12 protein-coding genes are annotated in these 14,695 nt (G+C 66.2%); 8 read left to right on the forward strand and 4 right to left on the reverse strand.

The window, feature by feature from the left end:
- Positions 1-3: 3 nt before the first annotated feature.
- The 3 genes from ACZK1G_RS04260 to ACZK1G_RS04270 all read left to right on the forward strand — a co-directional run bounded on the left by ACZK1G_RS04260 (position 4) and on the right by ACZK1G_RS04270 (position 2,270).
- Positions 4-1,002 carry a DNA-directed RNA polymerase subunit alpha gene (locus tag ACZK1G_RS04260; protein ID WP_005408216.1) on the forward strand — a complete coding sequence of 333 codons (999 nt, stop codon included), beginning with the start codon at positions 4-6 and terminating at the stop codon, positions 1,000-1,002.
- 191 nt (positions 1,003-1,193) lie between these two features.
- A complete protein-coding gene (rplQ, locus tag ACZK1G_RS04265) occupies positions 1,194-1,577 on the forward strand; it encodes a 50S ribosomal protein L17 (RefSeq protein WP_005408217.1) in 384 nt (127 codons plus the stop codon).
- Positions 1,578-1,763: 186 nt separating this feature from the next.
- Positions 1,764-2,270 carry a disulfide bond formation protein B gene (locus ACZK1G_RS04270; RefSeq protein ID WP_005415421.1) on the forward strand — a complete coding sequence of 169 codons (507 nt, stop codon included), beginning with the start codon at positions 1,764-1,766 and terminating at the stop codon, positions 2,268-2,270.
- 96 nt (positions 2,271-2,366) lie between these two features.
- Here the strand turns inward: ACZK1G_RS04270 and ACZK1G_RS04275 are convergent, their stop codons facing one another.
- Positions 2,367-4,487, reverse strand: coding sequence for a TonB-dependent receptor (locus ACZK1G_RS04275; protein WP_101764977.1), 2,121 nt, complete (start codon positions 4,485-4,487; stop codon positions 2,367-2,369).
- Between the two features lie 217 nt (positions 4,488-4,704).
- Between ACZK1G_RS04275 and ACZK1G_RS04280 the strand changes: the two genes are divergently transcribed.
- Together ACZK1G_RS04280 and ACZK1G_RS04285 are read left to right on the forward strand one after the other, a co-directional pair.
- Positions 4,705-6,096 (forward strand): class II 3-deoxy-7-phosphoheptulonate synthase, encoded by a 1,392-nt coding sequence (locus ACZK1G_RS04280; protein ID WP_101764978.1) that lies wholly within the window; start codon positions 4,705-4,707, stop codon positions 6,094-6,096.
- A 653-nt stretch (positions 6,097-6,749) separates the two neighbouring features.
- Positions 6,750-7,937: a mechanosensitive ion channel family protein gene (locus ACZK1G_RS04285; RefSeq protein ID WP_233490836.1), complete on the forward strand. Its 1,188-nt coding sequence runs from the start codon at positions 6,750-6,752 to the stop codon at positions 7,935-7,937.
- 56 nt (positions 7,938-7,993) lie between these two features.
- Here ACZK1G_RS04285 and ACZK1G_RS04290 read toward each other — a convergent pair whose 3' ends face one another.
- From ACZK1G_RS04290 to typA, 3 genes are read right to left on the reverse strand one after another with little or no spacing between them, the layout of a single operon-like run.
- Positions 7,994-9,616, reverse strand: coding sequence for an amidase (locus ACZK1G_RS04290; RefSeq protein WP_478448054.1), 1,623 nt, complete (start codon positions 9,614-9,616; stop codon positions 7,994-7,996).
- A gap of 41 nt (positions 9,617-9,657) precedes the next feature.
- On the reverse strand, positions 9,658-10,125 hold the full coding sequence (locus ACZK1G_RS04295) for a DUF2127 domain-containing protein (RefSeq protein WP_005415426.1): 468 nt from the start codon (positions 10,123-10,125) through the stop codon (positions 9,658-9,660).
- Between the two features lie 11 nt (positions 10,126-10,136).
- Positions 10,137-11,984 carry a translational GTPase TypA gene (gene typA, locus ACZK1G_RS04300; RefSeq protein WP_042358544.1) on the reverse strand — a complete coding sequence of 616 codons (1,848 nt, stop codon included), beginning with the start codon at positions 11,982-11,984 and terminating at the stop codon, positions 10,137-10,139.
- A 272-nt stretch (positions 11,985-12,256) separates the two neighbouring features.
- Between typA and ACZK1G_RS04305 the strand changes: the two genes are divergently transcribed.
- From ACZK1G_RS04305 to ACZK1G_RS04315, 3 genes are all read left to right on the forward strand, one after another.
- Positions 12,257-12,748 carry a peptidylprolyl isomerase gene (locus tag ACZK1G_RS04305; RefSeq protein ID WP_004153629.1) on the forward strand — a complete coding sequence of 164 codons (492 nt, stop codon included), beginning with the start codon at positions 12,257-12,259 and terminating at the stop codon, positions 12,746-12,748.
- Between the two features lie 117 nt (positions 12,749-12,865).
- Positions 12,866-13,852, forward strand: coding sequence for a malate dehydrogenase (locus ACZK1G_RS04310; RefSeq protein WP_004153634.1), 987 nt, complete (start codon positions 12,866-12,868; stop codon positions 13,850-13,852).
- A gap of 123 nt (positions 13,853-13,975) precedes the next feature.
- Positions 13,976-14,590 carry an RluA family pseudouridine synthase gene (locus tag ACZK1G_RS04315; protein ID WP_101764981.1) on the forward strand — a complete coding sequence of 205 codons (615 nt, stop codon included), beginning with the start codon at positions 13,976-13,978 and terminating at the stop codon, positions 14,588-14,590.
- The last annotated feature ends 105 nt before the right edge of the window (positions 14,591-14,695 follow it).

Genomic DNA, 14,695 nt, shown 5'->3' on the forward strand with positions numbered 1-14,695 from the left:
AACATGACGGTTACCGCCAACCAGGTTCTGCGTCCTCGCGGTCCGCAGATCGAACGCCTTACCGACACCCGTGCAAAGGTCGTTATCGAACCTTTGGAGCGGGGTTACGGGCATACGCTGGGTAATGCCCTGCGTCGCGTGCTGCTGTCGTCCATCCCGGGCTTCGCCATCACGGAAGTCGAAATCGACGGCGTGTTGCATGAGTACACCACGGTCGAAGGTCTGCAGGAGGACGTGCTCGAAGTCCTGCTGAACCTGAAGGACGTGGCAATCCGTATGCACTCCGGCGACAGCGCCACCCTGTCCCTGTCCAAGCAGGGCCCGGGCGTTGTCACCGCTGCCGACATCAAGGTCGACCACAATGTGGAGATCCTGAACGGCGACCATGTGATCTGCCACCTGACCAAGGATACGGCGATCAACATGCGTCTGAAGATCGAACGTGGTTTCGGCTACCAGCCGGCTGCCGCGCGTCGTCGTCCGGACGAAGAAACCCGTGCCATCGGCCGCCTGGTCCTGGATGCCTCGTTCTCGCCGGTCCGCCGCGTCGCCTATGCCGTGGAAGCGGCCCGCGTCGAACAGCGTACCGACCTGGACAAGCTGGTCATCGATATCGAGACCAACGGCACCATCGACGCCGAGGAAGCCGTGCGCACCGCCGCCGACATCCTCAGCGACCAGCTGTCGGTGTTCGGTGACTTCACCCACCGTGACCGCGGTGCGGCCAAGCCGGCCAACAACGGCGTGGATCCGGTGCTGCTGCGCCCGATCGACGATCTGGAGCTGACCGTGCGTTCGGCCAACTGCCTGAAGGCTGAAAGCATCTACTACATCGGCGATCTGATCCAGAAGACCGAAGTGGAGCTGCTGAAGACCCCGAACCTGGGCAAGAAGTCGCTCACCGAGATCAAGGAAGTGCTGGCTCAGCGCGGCCTGTCGCTCGGCATGAAGCTGGAGAACTGGCCGCCGGCCGGCGTCGCCAGCCACGGCATGCTGGGCTGATATCGGTAATGCCTGAAGGCTCCACCGTTCGCGGTGGGGCCTTCAACGCACCACACCATGCCACGACGAACCGCAGGTTCGCGGGGCAGGTCGTCCAGGACGGACGGCCAGGACCATCCGCAGTCCGCGCAGCAACGCCAGGATGGCGACAACGATCCGCACAGCCTCATCATTAACCAAGGAATATCACCATGCGTCACCAGAAGTCTGGCCGTAAGTTCAGCCGTACCAGCGCCCACCGCGAAGCGATGTTCAAGAACATGGCCGCCTCGCTGTTCAAGCACGAGCTGATCAAGACCACCCTGCCGAAGGCCAAGGAACTGCGCCGCGTTGCCGAGCCGCTGATCACCCTGGCCAAGGTCGACTCCGTCGCCAACCGCCGTCTGGCCTTCGCCCGCCTGCGCGACAACGAAGCCGTGGGCAACCTGTTCACCATCCTGGGCCCGCGCTACGCGAACCGTCCGGGCGGCTACCTGCGCCTGCTGAAGTGCGGCTTCCGCGCCGGCGACAACGCGCCGATGGCCTACGTCGAGCTGGTTGACCGTCCGGTCGTGGCCGAGGAAGTGGCCGAGTAATCGGACCGCTCCAACGCGACACAGCGAAAGCCCGGCCTCTGCCGGGCTTTTGCGTTTTCGGGGTCGGATCCCTTTCCGCAGGACAGGGCTCTGACCCGCACCGTTCCGACAGGCGTCACCTGTGGCGGTTCGAATGGCACGCACTCTCGGTTACGCTTGGCGCCTTGATCCATTCGAGCGTTGACGATGAATCCACTGCGCTGGCCCTTCCGCGCCCAGTTCTTCCTGGGCTTCCTGATCTGCGCGGGCCTGCTCGGCTACGCGATCTTCCTGCAGCTGAAGATGGGCCTGGAGCCGTGCCCGCTGTGCATCTTCCAGCGCCTGGCATTCGCTGCGCTGGGCCTGCTGTTCCTGATCGGTGCGTTGCATGGGCCGTCCAACCGCCCCGGCCGCGCGACCTACGGCGTGCTGGCCTTCATTGCCGCCGCAGTGGGCGTTGGCATTGCGGCGCGCCACGTCTACGTGCAGATGCTGCCGCCGGAGATGGGCGCGACCTGCGGCCCGCCGCTGAGCTTCCTGCGCGAGACCATGGGGCCACTGGAAGTGTTCCGCACGGTGCTGACCGGTACCGGCAACTGCGGCAACATCGATTGGACGTTCCTGGGCCTGACCATGCCGATGTGGTCGGGCGTGTGGTTCGTGCTGCTTGCGCTGTGGGCGCTGGTGGTGTCGCTGCGCAAGGTCAAGCGCTGAAGCAGCGGTAGTGCCGGCCGCTGGCCGGCAACCCCATGAACGATGGCAGCGTTCCTGTAGATGCCGGCCAGCGGCCGGCACTACCACGGTCCGTCCTCAGAAATCCTGCTGCAGGCTCAGATAGGCGCCACGGCGCGGCCCCCACTGCGGCGCGAACACGCCAACACCGCCACCGTCACGCAGCTGGTAGCTGCGGTCCAGCGCGTTGATCACCGCCAGCTGCACGTGCAGCGGATGTCCGCTGTCGGCGTTGAAGTCGTGCCCGGCGCTGAGGTTCACCTGCAGGTAGGACGGCAGCTCACCGCCGTTGGGCACGCCCTCGATATCCGAACGCAGGCCGCTGCCGAACACGTAGTTGGCGCCGATCCGGTTGTGCCCGGCGAAGGCGTAGCTGAAGCCTCCCGACGACGTCAGCTTCTGGTCGTGGTCCAGGTGGATCCAGTGGTCGGCCACATAGGCCAGCGCGTCCGGATCGAGGTTGTACTGGCCGGTGATGACCTGGGTGCCGATGGCCTTGTTGTACGCCGCGTTGAAGTAGGCGCTGAACGGACCGTTGCTGTAGTCGGCACTGAACTCCAGGCCACGGATATGGCCGCGGCGGTAGTTGAACGTCGAGTAGATGTAGGCGGCGCCGAACTGGCCTTCGTCCTGCAGGCGCGCGACGCGGCGGTCGTACGCGTCCAGGCCCAGGGTCAGGTGTTCACCCAGCTGCTGCGAGACACCAATGTCGTAGTAGTCGCTGCGTTCGGCCAGCGGTACGTTGTTGCCGCCGCTGGGCTGCTGGTTGGTGGTGCCGTCATACAGGGCGATATCGCTGCTGGCGATCAGCTCACTGGCCGGTGGCGTGAAGTAACGCGAATAGCCGGCGTGAACGGTGGTGCTGTCGCTCGCATTCCAGACCACGCCCACGCGCGGGCTGAGCTGGCCCTCGGTGTGGCCGAAGGCCTTGTAGCGATCACCACGCAGGCCGTAGTTCACGGTCCAGTCGTCGCCGATCTTCCATTCATCCTGCACGTACAACGCCAGCGTGCTGGCATGGAAGGCGCTGCGGTCGGGAATCAGCAGCGGCGTGGTGCTGGACTGCTGGCCGGTGTCATCGACCGGGAACACCCAGCTGCTGTTGCTGGCCCGCGCGTTCTCGTAGTTGCCGTACAGGCCGTAGCGCAATGTGTGGTCGTTGCCCAGTGGGGTGGAGAAGTCGGCCTGCAGGGTGTTGGCGCGGTTGCTGCGCTGGACCTGCGAGGCGACGCCACTGAACACCAGATCGCCGATGACATCCGGGTTGAACGCTACGTCGCTGTAGCGCTGCCCGGCGGACAGCTGGTAGGCGGTGCTGCCCAGCGTACCCTGCAGCACCAGCACGCCGAAGCGGGTGGTTTCGCGCTGGGTTTCATCCAGCTGGCTGGAGTCGAAGGTGGTGGTGTCCAGGTAACCGAACTGCGGGGTCTGCCCGGGGTTGACCGGGATCTGGAAGCGGTTGTTGGCGAAGCCGGCGAACACGCTCAGGCGGGTGTTCTCGTTGACCAGGTAGGTCAGGTCGGCGAAGGCCTTGCCCTGGTGGATGTCGTCGTGCAGCGGCTTGCGCGAACTGGTCGGATTCTCCAGGCCGACCTCGTTCTGGTCGTAGTTGCCGGTCAGGAACCAGCTCCAGCGTCCCTGGTTGCCCCACCACGAGGCATTCGGATTGATCTTGCCGAACGAGCCTGCGGTCAGCCCGGCGCTGCCGCCATTGCCGAGCTCGGCACCACTGCGCGTGGTGATGTCGACCACCGCCGCGGTGCGCTCGCCGAACTGCGCCGGCAGTGCGCCATCCATCAGGCGGATGCTCTTGATGGTGCGGGCGTCCAGGGTCTGGCCGAAGCCGGAGATCGATTCGGGCAGCAACACGCCGTTGATGCGGTACTGCAGATTGGCGTGGTCGCCGCGCACGTGCACGCCGCCATAGGAATCCTGGACCACGCCGGGTGCCTGCAGCAGTACCTGGCTGAGCGGCGCAGAGGCACCCAGCGGCTGCTTCTGGATGTCCTCGGCGGTGATCTGGTACTGGCTGCTGCCGATGTCCGGCGACAGCGCGTTGCGGGCCTGGTCGAGCTGGGCGCTGACGGTGACCGTGTCGAGGTCCTTCACCGGGGCGGCATCGGCAGCCGCGGCGGGGGAGGGCAGGCTGGCAAGGGTCAGGGCGAAGGTGATGCCGGTAGCGAGCAGGGAAGGCTTCATGGCGGATGGGCTGTGGAAGGGGCCGGTGGGGATGGAGTGTTACTTCGTAACAGTGCGTGGCGCATCATGCGCCTGTCCGGGCGGCCGTGGCCATGCGGTTTGTGGCCGATCGCGATGCGCTTTCCCCGGCGTTCAGTCATGTGCAGACGGCGCCCGGCCCTTTGCGGCAGCGGTCGGCTCTGCGACCATGATCGTCCCCCACCCCCGGAAGTCTGCAATGAGCCTGTCCGCCGTTTCGCCTGTCCCCGATCCTGCCGCGACCGCCGCTGGCGCTGCCTGGTCGCCGGAGAGCTGGCGTGGCAAGACCGCGCTGCAGATGCCGACCTACCCGGACCCGGTGGCGCTGGACGCCGCCCTGCACGAGCTGAAGCGGCTGCCGCCGCTGGTCACGTCGTGGGAAATCCTGGCGCTGAAGCAGCAGCTGGCCGAGGCCCAGGAAGGCAAGCGCTTCCTGCTGCAGGGCGGCGATTGCGCCGAGAACTTCAGCGACTGCGAATCGGGCACCATTTCCAACCGGTTGAAAGTGCTGCTGCAGATGAGCCTGGTGCTGGTGCACGGCCTGCGCCAGCCAGTGATCCGCGTTGGGCGCTTTGCCGGCCAGTACGCCAAGCCGCGTTCGGCCGATACCGAGACCCGCGACGGCGTGACCCTGCCCAGCTACCGCGGCGATGTGATCAATGCGCCGGCGTTCACCGAGGCGGCGCGCCTGCCCGACCCGAAGCGGATGCTGCAGGCGCATGCACATTCGGCGATGACCATGAACTTCGTGCGTGCGCTGATCGATGGCGGCTTCGCCGACCTGCACCATCCGGAGTACTGGAACCTGGAGTGGGTGCGGCATTCGCCGCTGGCCGCCGAGTACCAGAAGATGGTGGCGTCGATCGGTGATGCGGTGCACTTCATGGAAACCCTGGCCGGGGCCCGCGTGCACAACCTCAACCGCATCGACTTCTACACCTCGCATGAAGCGCTGCTGCTGCCCTACGAGCAGGCGCTGACCCGGCAGGTGCCGCGCCAGCAGGGCTGGTTGAACCTGAGCACGCACTACCCGTGGATCGGCATGCGCACGGCTGCGCTCGATGGCGCGCACGTGGAATACCTGCGTGGCGTGCGCAACCCGATTGCGATCAAGGTGGGCCCGTCGGTGACGCCGGACCAGCTGCTGCGCCTGATCGATGTGCTCAACCCGCATGACGAGCCGGGCCGATTGAGCTTCATCCACCGCATGGGTGCAGCGCAGATTGCCGAGAAGCTGCCGCCGCTGCTGGACGCGGTCAAGCGCGATGGCCGTCGCGTGCTGTGGGTGTGCGACGCGATGCATGGCAATACCGAAAGCACCGCCAATGGCTTCAAGACGCGCCGCTTCGACAACGTGCGTGGCGAAGTGGAGATATCGTTCGATCTGCATGCGGCCGCAGGCACGCGACTGGGCGGTGTGCACCTGGAACTTACGGGCGAGGATGTCACCGAATGCACCGGTGGTGCGCGCGAACTGACCGAGCGTGACCTGGAGCGCGCGTATCGTTCGACGGTGGACCCACGGTTGAACTACGAGCAGTCGCTGGAGATCGCGATGGCGATCGTGCGCAAGCAGGAACAAGTGCGGTAAGGGTTTTTCGGCAGGGCTTGCAGCCCTGCACCTGCTGCAGTCAACGTCAACGTCAACGTCAACAGCGGGCATTCCGTGGGTTGGCGGGGCGGTGTCGGAGTGCGGGGACGCCGCAAGTACGTCCATGTAGGCTTGGCAGCCGCATCCATGCGGCTGACACCCCGCACTCCGACACCGCCCCACCTCTGACAGATTCCGGCGGCTGTTGGTAGGTGTCGACCTTGGTCGACACGGTAGATCCACGCCATGCGTGGATGCTTTTCGATTCCCATTCGAAATAGTCGATTCCGATGGAGATTCATCCACGCATGGCGTGGATCTACTGCAGATCGCGCAGATCTGTCAAAGGCGGGGTGGGTCCGGTTGCGGGGGCGTGAGCCGCATGGATGCGGCGACCGAGCTTACATGGGTGAGGGCGCTTTGCTTGCGAAGCACTGCTTCGCAAGCGCCCGAACGCACAGCCGCCAGCGGCTGGGCCGGGCCCCGGAGGGGGACTTGCAGCGCCCCCCGCAATCGGACCCACCCCGCCATCCCACAGGAAACCCGCTTCTGCTTCGGCTGTTGCTGTTGCTCCAGCTCGTAGCAGGTGCAGGGCTGCAAGCCCTGCCGAGCAACACCCTCCTTACGAACGACTGACGTGACGCTCATGCGCCATGCGCGAGGCTGTCCGCTTGGCTGTTCGAGTGGAGGTGGCAACGGTGCACTGGCAAAGCGCACAGGCATACGCATGGCCGTTGGGATTGGCCGTAGTGGTGGGCGGCATCGGCGCGTGGCTGATCCTGTGGATCTACCATCGATTGAAAGGGCGTGATCGCCGGCGCGCGCGCATCGGCCGTGTGCTCGGGCTGCCGATGGCGACCGCATGGCCGCTGCTGCTGTTGATCCCCGCATTGCAGGCCACGCCGCTGCAGGATCCGCTGCTGGGCAATCTGCAGCACATGCTGCACATCGCGCTGACCGCATGCTTCATCTGGTTGCTGGTGCGCGCGGTGGCGGCGGGTGAGCGCGCGATCCTGCGCAGTCATCCCATCGATGTCTCCGACAATCTGGAGGCACGCCGCATCCAGACCCAGACCCGGGTGCTCAGCCGCGTTCTGATGGGCGCCATCATCGTGCTGGGCGCGTCGCTGGTACTGCTGACGTTCCCGATGGTGCAGAAGATCGGCACCGCGCTGCTGGCCTCGGCGGGCCTGATCGGCCTGGTGGCGGGTATCGCCGCCAAGCCGGTGTTCGGCAACCTGATCGCTGGCCTGCAGATCGCGGTGACGCAGCCGATCCGGCTGGATGACGTGGTGATCGTCGAGGGCGAGTGGGGGCGCATCGAGGAGATCGGCAGCAGCTACGTGGTGGTGCGTATCTGGGATGAGCGGCGCATGGTGGTGCCGCTGACCTGGTTCATCGAAAACCCGTTCCAGAACTGGACGCGGCGCAGCGCCGATCTTCTCGGCACGGCATTTCTTTGGCTGGACTATCGTGCCCCGATCGCGGCGATCCGCGCTGAGCTGGAGCGCATCTGCCGTGGCGAAGCGCTGTGGGACGGCCGGGTCTGCGTGACCCAGGTGACCGAGACCAGCGAGCGTGCGATCCAGGTGCGCCTGCTGGTCAGTGCGCGCAGCTCTGGCGATGCCTTCGATCTGCGCTGCCTGGTGCGCGAACGCATGCTCGATTTCCTCGCGCGCGAGCATCCGCAGTCGCTGCCGCAGGTCCGTGCGCGGCTGCAGCATGCAGACGAACTGGACATGCCGCGCGGTCCACGTGCACGCACTGCAGATGTGCGTTCGCCAGGGGCGGAAGATGGTGAGGCGGCAATCCTGCCGGTGGAGCCGGAACCCGAACGGTAGCGCCGGCCGCTGGCCGGGAACCCCGGATCGGCCGGCCGGCGGCCGGCACTATCGGTTCACGGCTCGCCCGCGTCGATCAGGATGTCGGTGTCGAAGTGCGGTGGGCGCCGCGCGCGGGTGCGCTGTTCATAGGCGTAGGCCATTTCGATCAGCTTCGGTTCGCTCCACGCGGTGCCCATGAACAGCAGGCCGACCGGCAGGCCATCGATCTGGCCCATCGGCACGCTGAGGCTGGGATAGCCGGCCACGGCGGCGGCGCCGTAGCTCTCGCCGGGGAAGTCGTCGCCTTCGCTGCGGATCGGCCACGCCACACCGGTGGTCGGCGCCACCAGGGCATCGAGCTGGTGGGCGGCGAGGGCAGCATCGATGCCTTCCGGGCCGGCCAGCCGCCGTGCATCGCTGCGTGCGCGGATATAGGCGGGGTCGGCCAGGCCAGCGGTAGCGTCGGCCTCCACCAGTAGCTCCTGGCCGAACAGGCCCAGTTCCTGCTTGCTGTGCGCCTGGTTGAAGGCGATCAGCTCGGCCAGGCTGCGCAGTGGCGCGCGATGGGTGCTGAAGTAACGCTCCAGCCCGGCCTTGAATTCGTACAGCAGCACCGTGCGTTCGGCCTCGGCCCACGCGCCCTGGTTGGGCAGCTCCACTGGCACCACGATGGCACCGGCCCGACGCAGCTCAGTGGCCGCCTGTTCGATCAGCGGCGGCATGCCGCGGTACTTCAGCAGCGGTGTCTGCAGCAGGCCGATGCGCTTGCCACGCAGGCCCTGCGGGTCCAGGCGCGCGGTGTAGTCGTACACCGCGCGGCCGGGCATGGTGGCCGTGGCCGGGTCGGCATCGTCGCGGCCGGCGATCGCAGTCAGTACGGCTGCAGCATCGGCGACGCTGCGTGTCATCGGCCCCGCGGTGTCCTGGCTGAAGGAAATCGGGATGATGCCCTCGCGGCTGACCAGGCCGACGGTCGGCTTGAGACCGACGATGCCATTGATTGCTGCAGGGCAGACGATGCTGCCGTCGGTTTCGGTGCCGATCGCTACGCTGGCCAGGTTGGCGGCGACCGCCACCGCGCTGCCGCTGCTGGAGCCGCAGGGCGAGTGGCTGAGGCGATAGGGATTGCGGGTCTGGCCACCGCGCGCGCTCCAGCCGGACACCGAATCGTTGCCGCGGAAATTGGCCCACTCGCTGAGATTGGTCTTGCCCAGCACCACCGCACCGGCGTCGCGCAGCCGGCGCACCAGGTAGGCGTCGTCCGGGCGGAACCCCTGCAGGGCCAGCGAGCCGGCGCTGGTGGCCATCGGCGCGGCGTTGATGTTGTCCTTCAGCAATACCGGAATGCCGTGCAGCGGGCCGCGCAGGCGTCCATCACGGCGCCCGCGGTCGCGCGCAGCGGCTTCCTTCAGTGCATCCGGGTTGAGCTCGATCACCGCGCGCAGGCGCGGCCCGGTGCGGTCCAGGGTGGCGATGCGCTGCAGGTAGGCCTGGGTCAGGGTGGTGCTGTCCAGCTCGCCGGCGGTCATCCGCGCCTGCAGGTCGGCGACATCGGTTTCGGCGTACGGGAACGGCACGTTGCGGCTCGCGGGTTCGGCCGCATGCGCGCTGGACGTGGCCGGGCTGCAGCCAGCCGAAAGCAGCGCAGGCAGCGCGGCAAGCAGGCAGGTCAGCAGAGGCGGCAAGGACGGGCGCATGGGGCGGCTTGGTCGGCTCCAATCCCCAGTGTAGCCGGTGCTCAGCGGTGGCGCTTGCGCAGGTCGCGGGCGAGGACGTAGACCACGATCAGGTTGATCGCCAGGATCGTCCACGACGGCCAGCCGGGGTGGCGGATGATCGCGAAGATGTCGAAGGGCAGGTACAGCGAGGCAGTCAGGCAGCCCAGCCAGGAGGCCCAGGCCTTGGCCCGCCACAGGCCCCAGGCTTCGACCAGGTGCAGCAGGCCGTAGCCGATCATCCCCGCCGCGGCCAGGTGCACCGCGTCGGGGCTGATCATGTGCAGCAGCGAGGGCAGGGTGCCATGGTCCGGATCCAGGCTGAAACGCCGGATCAGGACCATGATGCCGTGCCGCAGCGGCTGCGGTCCGAGCACTTCCAGCCCGGTGGCGGCCAACAGCGCCAGCATCGCCTTGCTCGCTTCGAGCAGGGCGATGACGTGGAGACCCGGATGCCGGTGCGGATCCGGGTTGTAGCCGCTCTGGTTCACGAGGTGCTGGCTCAGCCGCCGCGCGAAGCCTTCTTGCGGTCGCTTTCGGTCAGGAACTTCTTGCGCAGACGGATCTCCTTCGGGGTGATCTCGACCAGCTCGTCGTCTTCGATGAAGTCCAGGGCCTGTTCCAGCGAGTACTTGATCGCCGGGGTCAGCTGGATCGCATCGTCCTTGCCCGAAGCGCGCATGTTGGTCAGCGGCTTGGTCTTGATCGCGTTGACGGTCAGGTCGTTGTCCTTGGAGTGGATGCCGACCAGCTGACCTTCATACACGTTGTCGCCTTCAGCAGCGAAGAGCTTGCCGCGCTCCTGCAGCGGGCCCAGCGAGTAAGCCGGGGTGGTGCCCGGGGCGTTCGCGATCATCACGCCGTTGATGCGCTTGGCGATGGCGCCCTGTTCCTTCGGGCCGTAATGGTCGAACACGTGGAACAGCAGGCCCGAACCCTGGGTCAGGGTCTTGAACTCGTTCTGGAAACCGATCAGGCCACGGGCCGGGATCTGGTACTCCAGGCGCACACGGCCCTTGCCGTCCGGTTCCATGTTCTTCAGCTGGCCCTTGCGGGTGCCCAACTTTTCCATCACGCCGCCCTGGTGGACTTCTTCGATGTCCACCACCAGCTGCTCGATCGGCTCCATCATCTGGCCGTCGATTTCCTTGATGATCACTTCCGGGCGCGACACGGCCAGCTCGTAGCCCTCGCGACGCATGTTCTCGATCAGCACCGACAGGTGCAGTTCGCCACGGCCGGAGACCAGGAACTTGTCGGCGTCTTCCAGCTGTTCGACCTTCAGGGCCACGTTGTGGACCTGTTCGCGGTCCAGGCGGTCCTTGATCTGGCGGCTGGTCAGGAACTTGCCACCGGACAGGTCCTTGTTGCCGGCGAACGGCGAGTTGTTGACCTGGAAGGTCATCGAGATGGTCGGCTCGTCGACGGTCAGTGCCGGCAGGGCTTCCGGATTTTCCGGGTGGCACAGGGTGTCGGAGATGGTCAGCTCCGGAATGCCGGAGATGGCCACGATGTCACCGGCCTCGGCCGTGTCCTGCTCGATGCGCTCCAGGCCCAGGAAGCCCAGCACCTGGGCGACCTTGCCGTTGCGCTTCTTGCCTTCACGGTCGATGACGGCGACCTGCATGTTCTTCTTCAGGGTGCCGCGCTGGATGCGGCCGATGCCGATCACGCCCACGAAGTTGTTGTAGTCCAGCTGGCTGATGCGCATCTGGAACGGGCCTTCCGGGTCCACTTCCGGACGCGGGGCGTGCTGCATGATCGCTTCGTACAGCGGGGTCATGTCGCCGTCGCGCACGGTGTCTTCCAGGCCGGCGTAGCCGTTCAGGGCCGAGGCGTAGACGATCGGGAAGTCCAGCTGCTCATTGGTGGCGCCGAGCTTGTCGAACAGGTCGAAGACCTGGTCGATCACCCACTCCGGGCGCGAACCCGGGCGGTCGACCTTGTTGACCACGACGATCGGCTTGAAGCCCATCGCGAAGGCCTTCTGGGTCACGAAGCGGGTCTGCGGCATCGGGCCGTCCATCGCATCGACCAGGATCAGCACGGTGTCGACCATCGACAGCACGCGCTCGACCTCACCGCCGAAGTCGGCGTGGCCGGGGGTGTCGACGATGTTGATCCGGTTCTTGATACCGGTCTTCTTGTCTTCCCAGGTGATGGCGGTGTTCTTGGCCAGGATGGTGATGCCGCGTTCCTTTTCCTGGTCGTTGCTGTCCATCACGCGCTCGGCGAGGACGGTGCGCTCGGACAGGGTGCCGGACTGCTTCAGCAGCTGGTCGACCAGGGTGGTCTTGCCATGGTCGACGTGGGCGACGATGGCGATGTTGCGAAGATTTTCGATGGACATACGAAAGGGGGCCAGTCGGCGCCGGATTTGGAAAAAGAAGTCCAACATTATACGTCGAACTTGACGATTCGCGAAAAGGTCGATTTCACGCCGGTCACGGGGCCCATTCAGCTGGCTGTCCGCCGCGCAGGCCGAGGTCGCCAGCGCCGGTCGGCGGGGCTCCCTTCCGGCGGCTGAAGCCGGGCTCTGCGCCGATGGTCGAAGCCGCCGCTGCCACGAGGCAGGTGTAAACTAGGTGGCTAGACGCATTCCCCTTTGCATCAAGGATCTTCATGTCCCTCATCGCCACTTTCGACACCACCCAGGGCCCGATCAAGGTCGAGCTGTTCGCCGACAAGGCGCCGCTGACCGTGGCCAACTTCGTGAACCTGGTCAAGCACGGCTTCTATGACGGCCTGATCTTCCACCGCGTGATCGCCGACTTCATGATCCAGGGCGGCTGCCCGCAGGGTCGTGGCACCGGCGGCCCGGGCTACAAGTTCGAAGACGAGAAGAATGGCGTGAAGCACGAGGTCGGCTCGCTGTCGATGGCCAACGCCGGCCCGAACACCAACGGCAGCCAGTTCTTCATCACCCACATCAAGACCGATTGGCTGGACGGCCGCCACACCGTCTTCGGCAAGGTCCTGGAAGGCCAGGCCATCGTCGATTCGGTCAAGCAGGGTGACGTGATCCATTCGATCACCCTGGAAGGCGACGTCGACGCCGTGCTGGCCGCCCAGGCCGAGCGCGTCGCGGAGTGGAACAAGCACCTCGCCGCCTGACCCCCTTCGAAACGGCCACCCACGGGTGGCCGTTTCCCTGTTCCCCGCCGCCCGCCCGGCCTGCGTGGCCATGCCCGCGGCGTCCCATCAAACGCTTGCAAGCAAGAGGAAACCCCCATGAAAGCACCCGTTCGTGTTGCCGTGACCGGCGCCGCCGGCCAGATCGGTTATGCCCTGCTGTTCCGCATCGCCTCCGGCGAAATGCTGGGCAAGGACCAGCCGGTCATCCTGCAGCTGCTGGAACTGCCGGTCGACAAGGCCCAGGCCGCCCTGAAGGGCGTGATGATGGAGCTGGAAGACTGCGCCTTCCCGCTGCTGGCCGGCATGGTCGGCACCGATGATGCCGAAGTCGCGTTCAAGGACGCCGACATCGCCCTGCTGGTTGGCGCACGTCCGCGTGGCCCGGGCATGGAGCGCAAGGACCTGCTGCTGGAAAACGCCAAGATCTTCACCGCCCAGGGCGCGGCGCTGAACAAGGTCGCCAGCCGTGACGTGAAGGTGCTGGTGGTCGGCAACCCCGCCAACACCAACGCCTACATCGCCATGAAGTCGGCCCCGGACCTGAAGCCGGAAAACTTCACCGCCATGTTGCGCCTGGACCACAACCGCGCGCTGAGCCAGCTGTCGACCAAGCTCGGCAAGCCGGTCGGTGGCATGGAGAAGCTGGTCGTGTGGGGCAACCACAGCCCGACCATGTACCCGGACTACCGTTTCGCCACCGCCGATGGTGCGTCGATCGCCGATGCGATCAACGACCAGGAGTGGAACGCCAACACCTTCATCCCGACCGTCGGCAAGCGCGGCGCGGCGATCATCGAAGCCCGCGGCTCGTCCTCGGCTGCTTCGGCCGCCAACGCCGCGATCGACCACGTGCGTGACTGGGTGCTGGGCAGCAACGGCAAGTGGGTCACCATGGGCGTGCCGTCCGACGGTTCCTACGGCATTCCGGAAGGCGTGATCTTCGGTTTCGCGGTGACCACCGAGAACGGCAAGTACACCCTGGTCAAGGATCTGCCGATCGACGACTTCAGCCAGAAGTACATCGACAAGACCCTGGCCGAGCTGGAAGAAGAGCGCGCTGGCGTCGCCCACCTGCTGGGCTGATGCAGGCGGTACCGGCCCTGGCCGGTACGTCTTCCATCGAGGTAGGTACCGGCCGTTAGCCGGTACGCAGAAGACGGGGAAGCTTCGGCTTCCCCGTTTCTGTTTGGACGGATACGGAGCCGCATGATCCACCTGCATTACATCGACGACGCGCTGCTGGTGGCCGAGAAGCCGGCCGGCCTGCTGTCCGTGCCTGGCCGCAGCGCCGAGAACCAGGACTGCGTGGTCGCGCGCCTGCAGGCGCTGTACCCGGATGCGCTGACCGTGCATCGCCTGGACCAGGTGACCTCCGGCCTGCTGCTGCATGCGCGCGGCAAGGACATGCAGGTGGCGCTGTCGATGCAGTTCGAGCAGCGCCAGGTTGGCAAGCGTTATGAAGCGATCGTGGTGGGGCTGCTTGAAGGCGATGCCGGCGAAGTGGACCTGCCACTGATCGTGGACTGGCCGAACCGGCCGAAGCAGATGATCGATCATGAACGCGGCAAGCCGGCACTGACGCGCTGGCGCGTAATGGCGCGTGATGTTGAAGGGCAGCGTACCCGCGTGGCGCTGGAGCCGGTCACCGGCCGCAGCCATCAGCTGCGCCTGCACATGGCCAGTCTCGGCCATCCCATCGTTGGCGATGTGCTGTATGACGCCGCGCCTGCGCCGCGCGTGCATCTGCATGCGCGCAGCCTGCGGTTCACCCATCCGGTGACAGGCGAAGCACTCGCGTTCGAGTCCGCGACGCCGTTCTAGGGATTCGGCAGGGCTTGCAGCCCTGCACCCGCAGAATCAACGTCAACGTCAAAAGCGGGCTATCCGTGGGTTGGCGGGACGGTGTCGGAGTGCGGGGACGCCGCA

Source organism: Stenotrophomonas sp. 109824_Sma, from assembly GCF_056480025.1.

Bases quoted from the DNA above. Each gene is read 5' to 3' on its own strand.
- ACZK1G_RS04260 (WP_005408216.1), top strand. From the start codon at position 4: ATGACGGTTACCGCCAACCAGGTTCTGCGTCCTCGCGGTCCGCAGATC.
- rplQ (WP_005408217.1), top strand. From the start codon at position 1,194: ATGCGTCACCAGAAGTCTGGCCGTAAGTTCAGCCGTACCAGCGCCCAC.
- ACZK1G_RS04270 (WP_005415421.1), top strand. From the start codon at position 1,764: ATGAATCCACTGCGCTGGCCCTTCCGCGCCCAGTTCTTCCTGGGCTTC.
- ACZK1G_RS04275 (WP_101764977.1), bottom strand. From the start codon at position 4,487: ATGAAGCCTTCCCTGCTCGCTACCGGCATCACCTTCGCCCTGACCCTT.
- ACZK1G_RS04280 (WP_101764978.1), top strand. From the start codon at position 4,705: ATGAGCCTGTCCGCCGTTTCGCCTGTCCCCGATCCTGCCGCGACCGCC.
- ACZK1G_RS04285 (WP_233490836.1), top strand. From the start codon at position 6,750: ATGCGCGAGGCTGTCCGCTTGGCTGTTCGAGTGGAGGTGGCAACGGTG.
- ACZK1G_RS04290 (WP_478448054.1), bottom strand. From the start codon at position 9,616: ATGCGCCCGTCCTTGCCGCCTCTGCTGACCTGCCTGCTTGCCGCGCTG.
- typA (WP_042358544.1), bottom strand. From the start codon at position 11,984: ATGTCCATCGAAAATCTTCGCAACATCGCCATCGTCGCCCACGTCGAC.
- ACZK1G_RS04305 (WP_004153629.1), top strand. From the start codon at position 12,257: ATGTCCCTCATCGCCACTTTCGACACCACCCAGGGCCCGATCAAGGTC.
- ACZK1G_RS04310 (WP_004153634.1), top strand. From the start codon at position 12,866: ATGAAAGCACCCGTTCGTGTTGCCGTGACCGGCGCCGCCGGCCAGATC.
- ACZK1G_RS04315 (WP_101764981.1), top strand. From the start codon at position 13,976: ATGATCCACCTGCATTACATCGACGACGCGCTGCTGGTGGCCGAGAAG.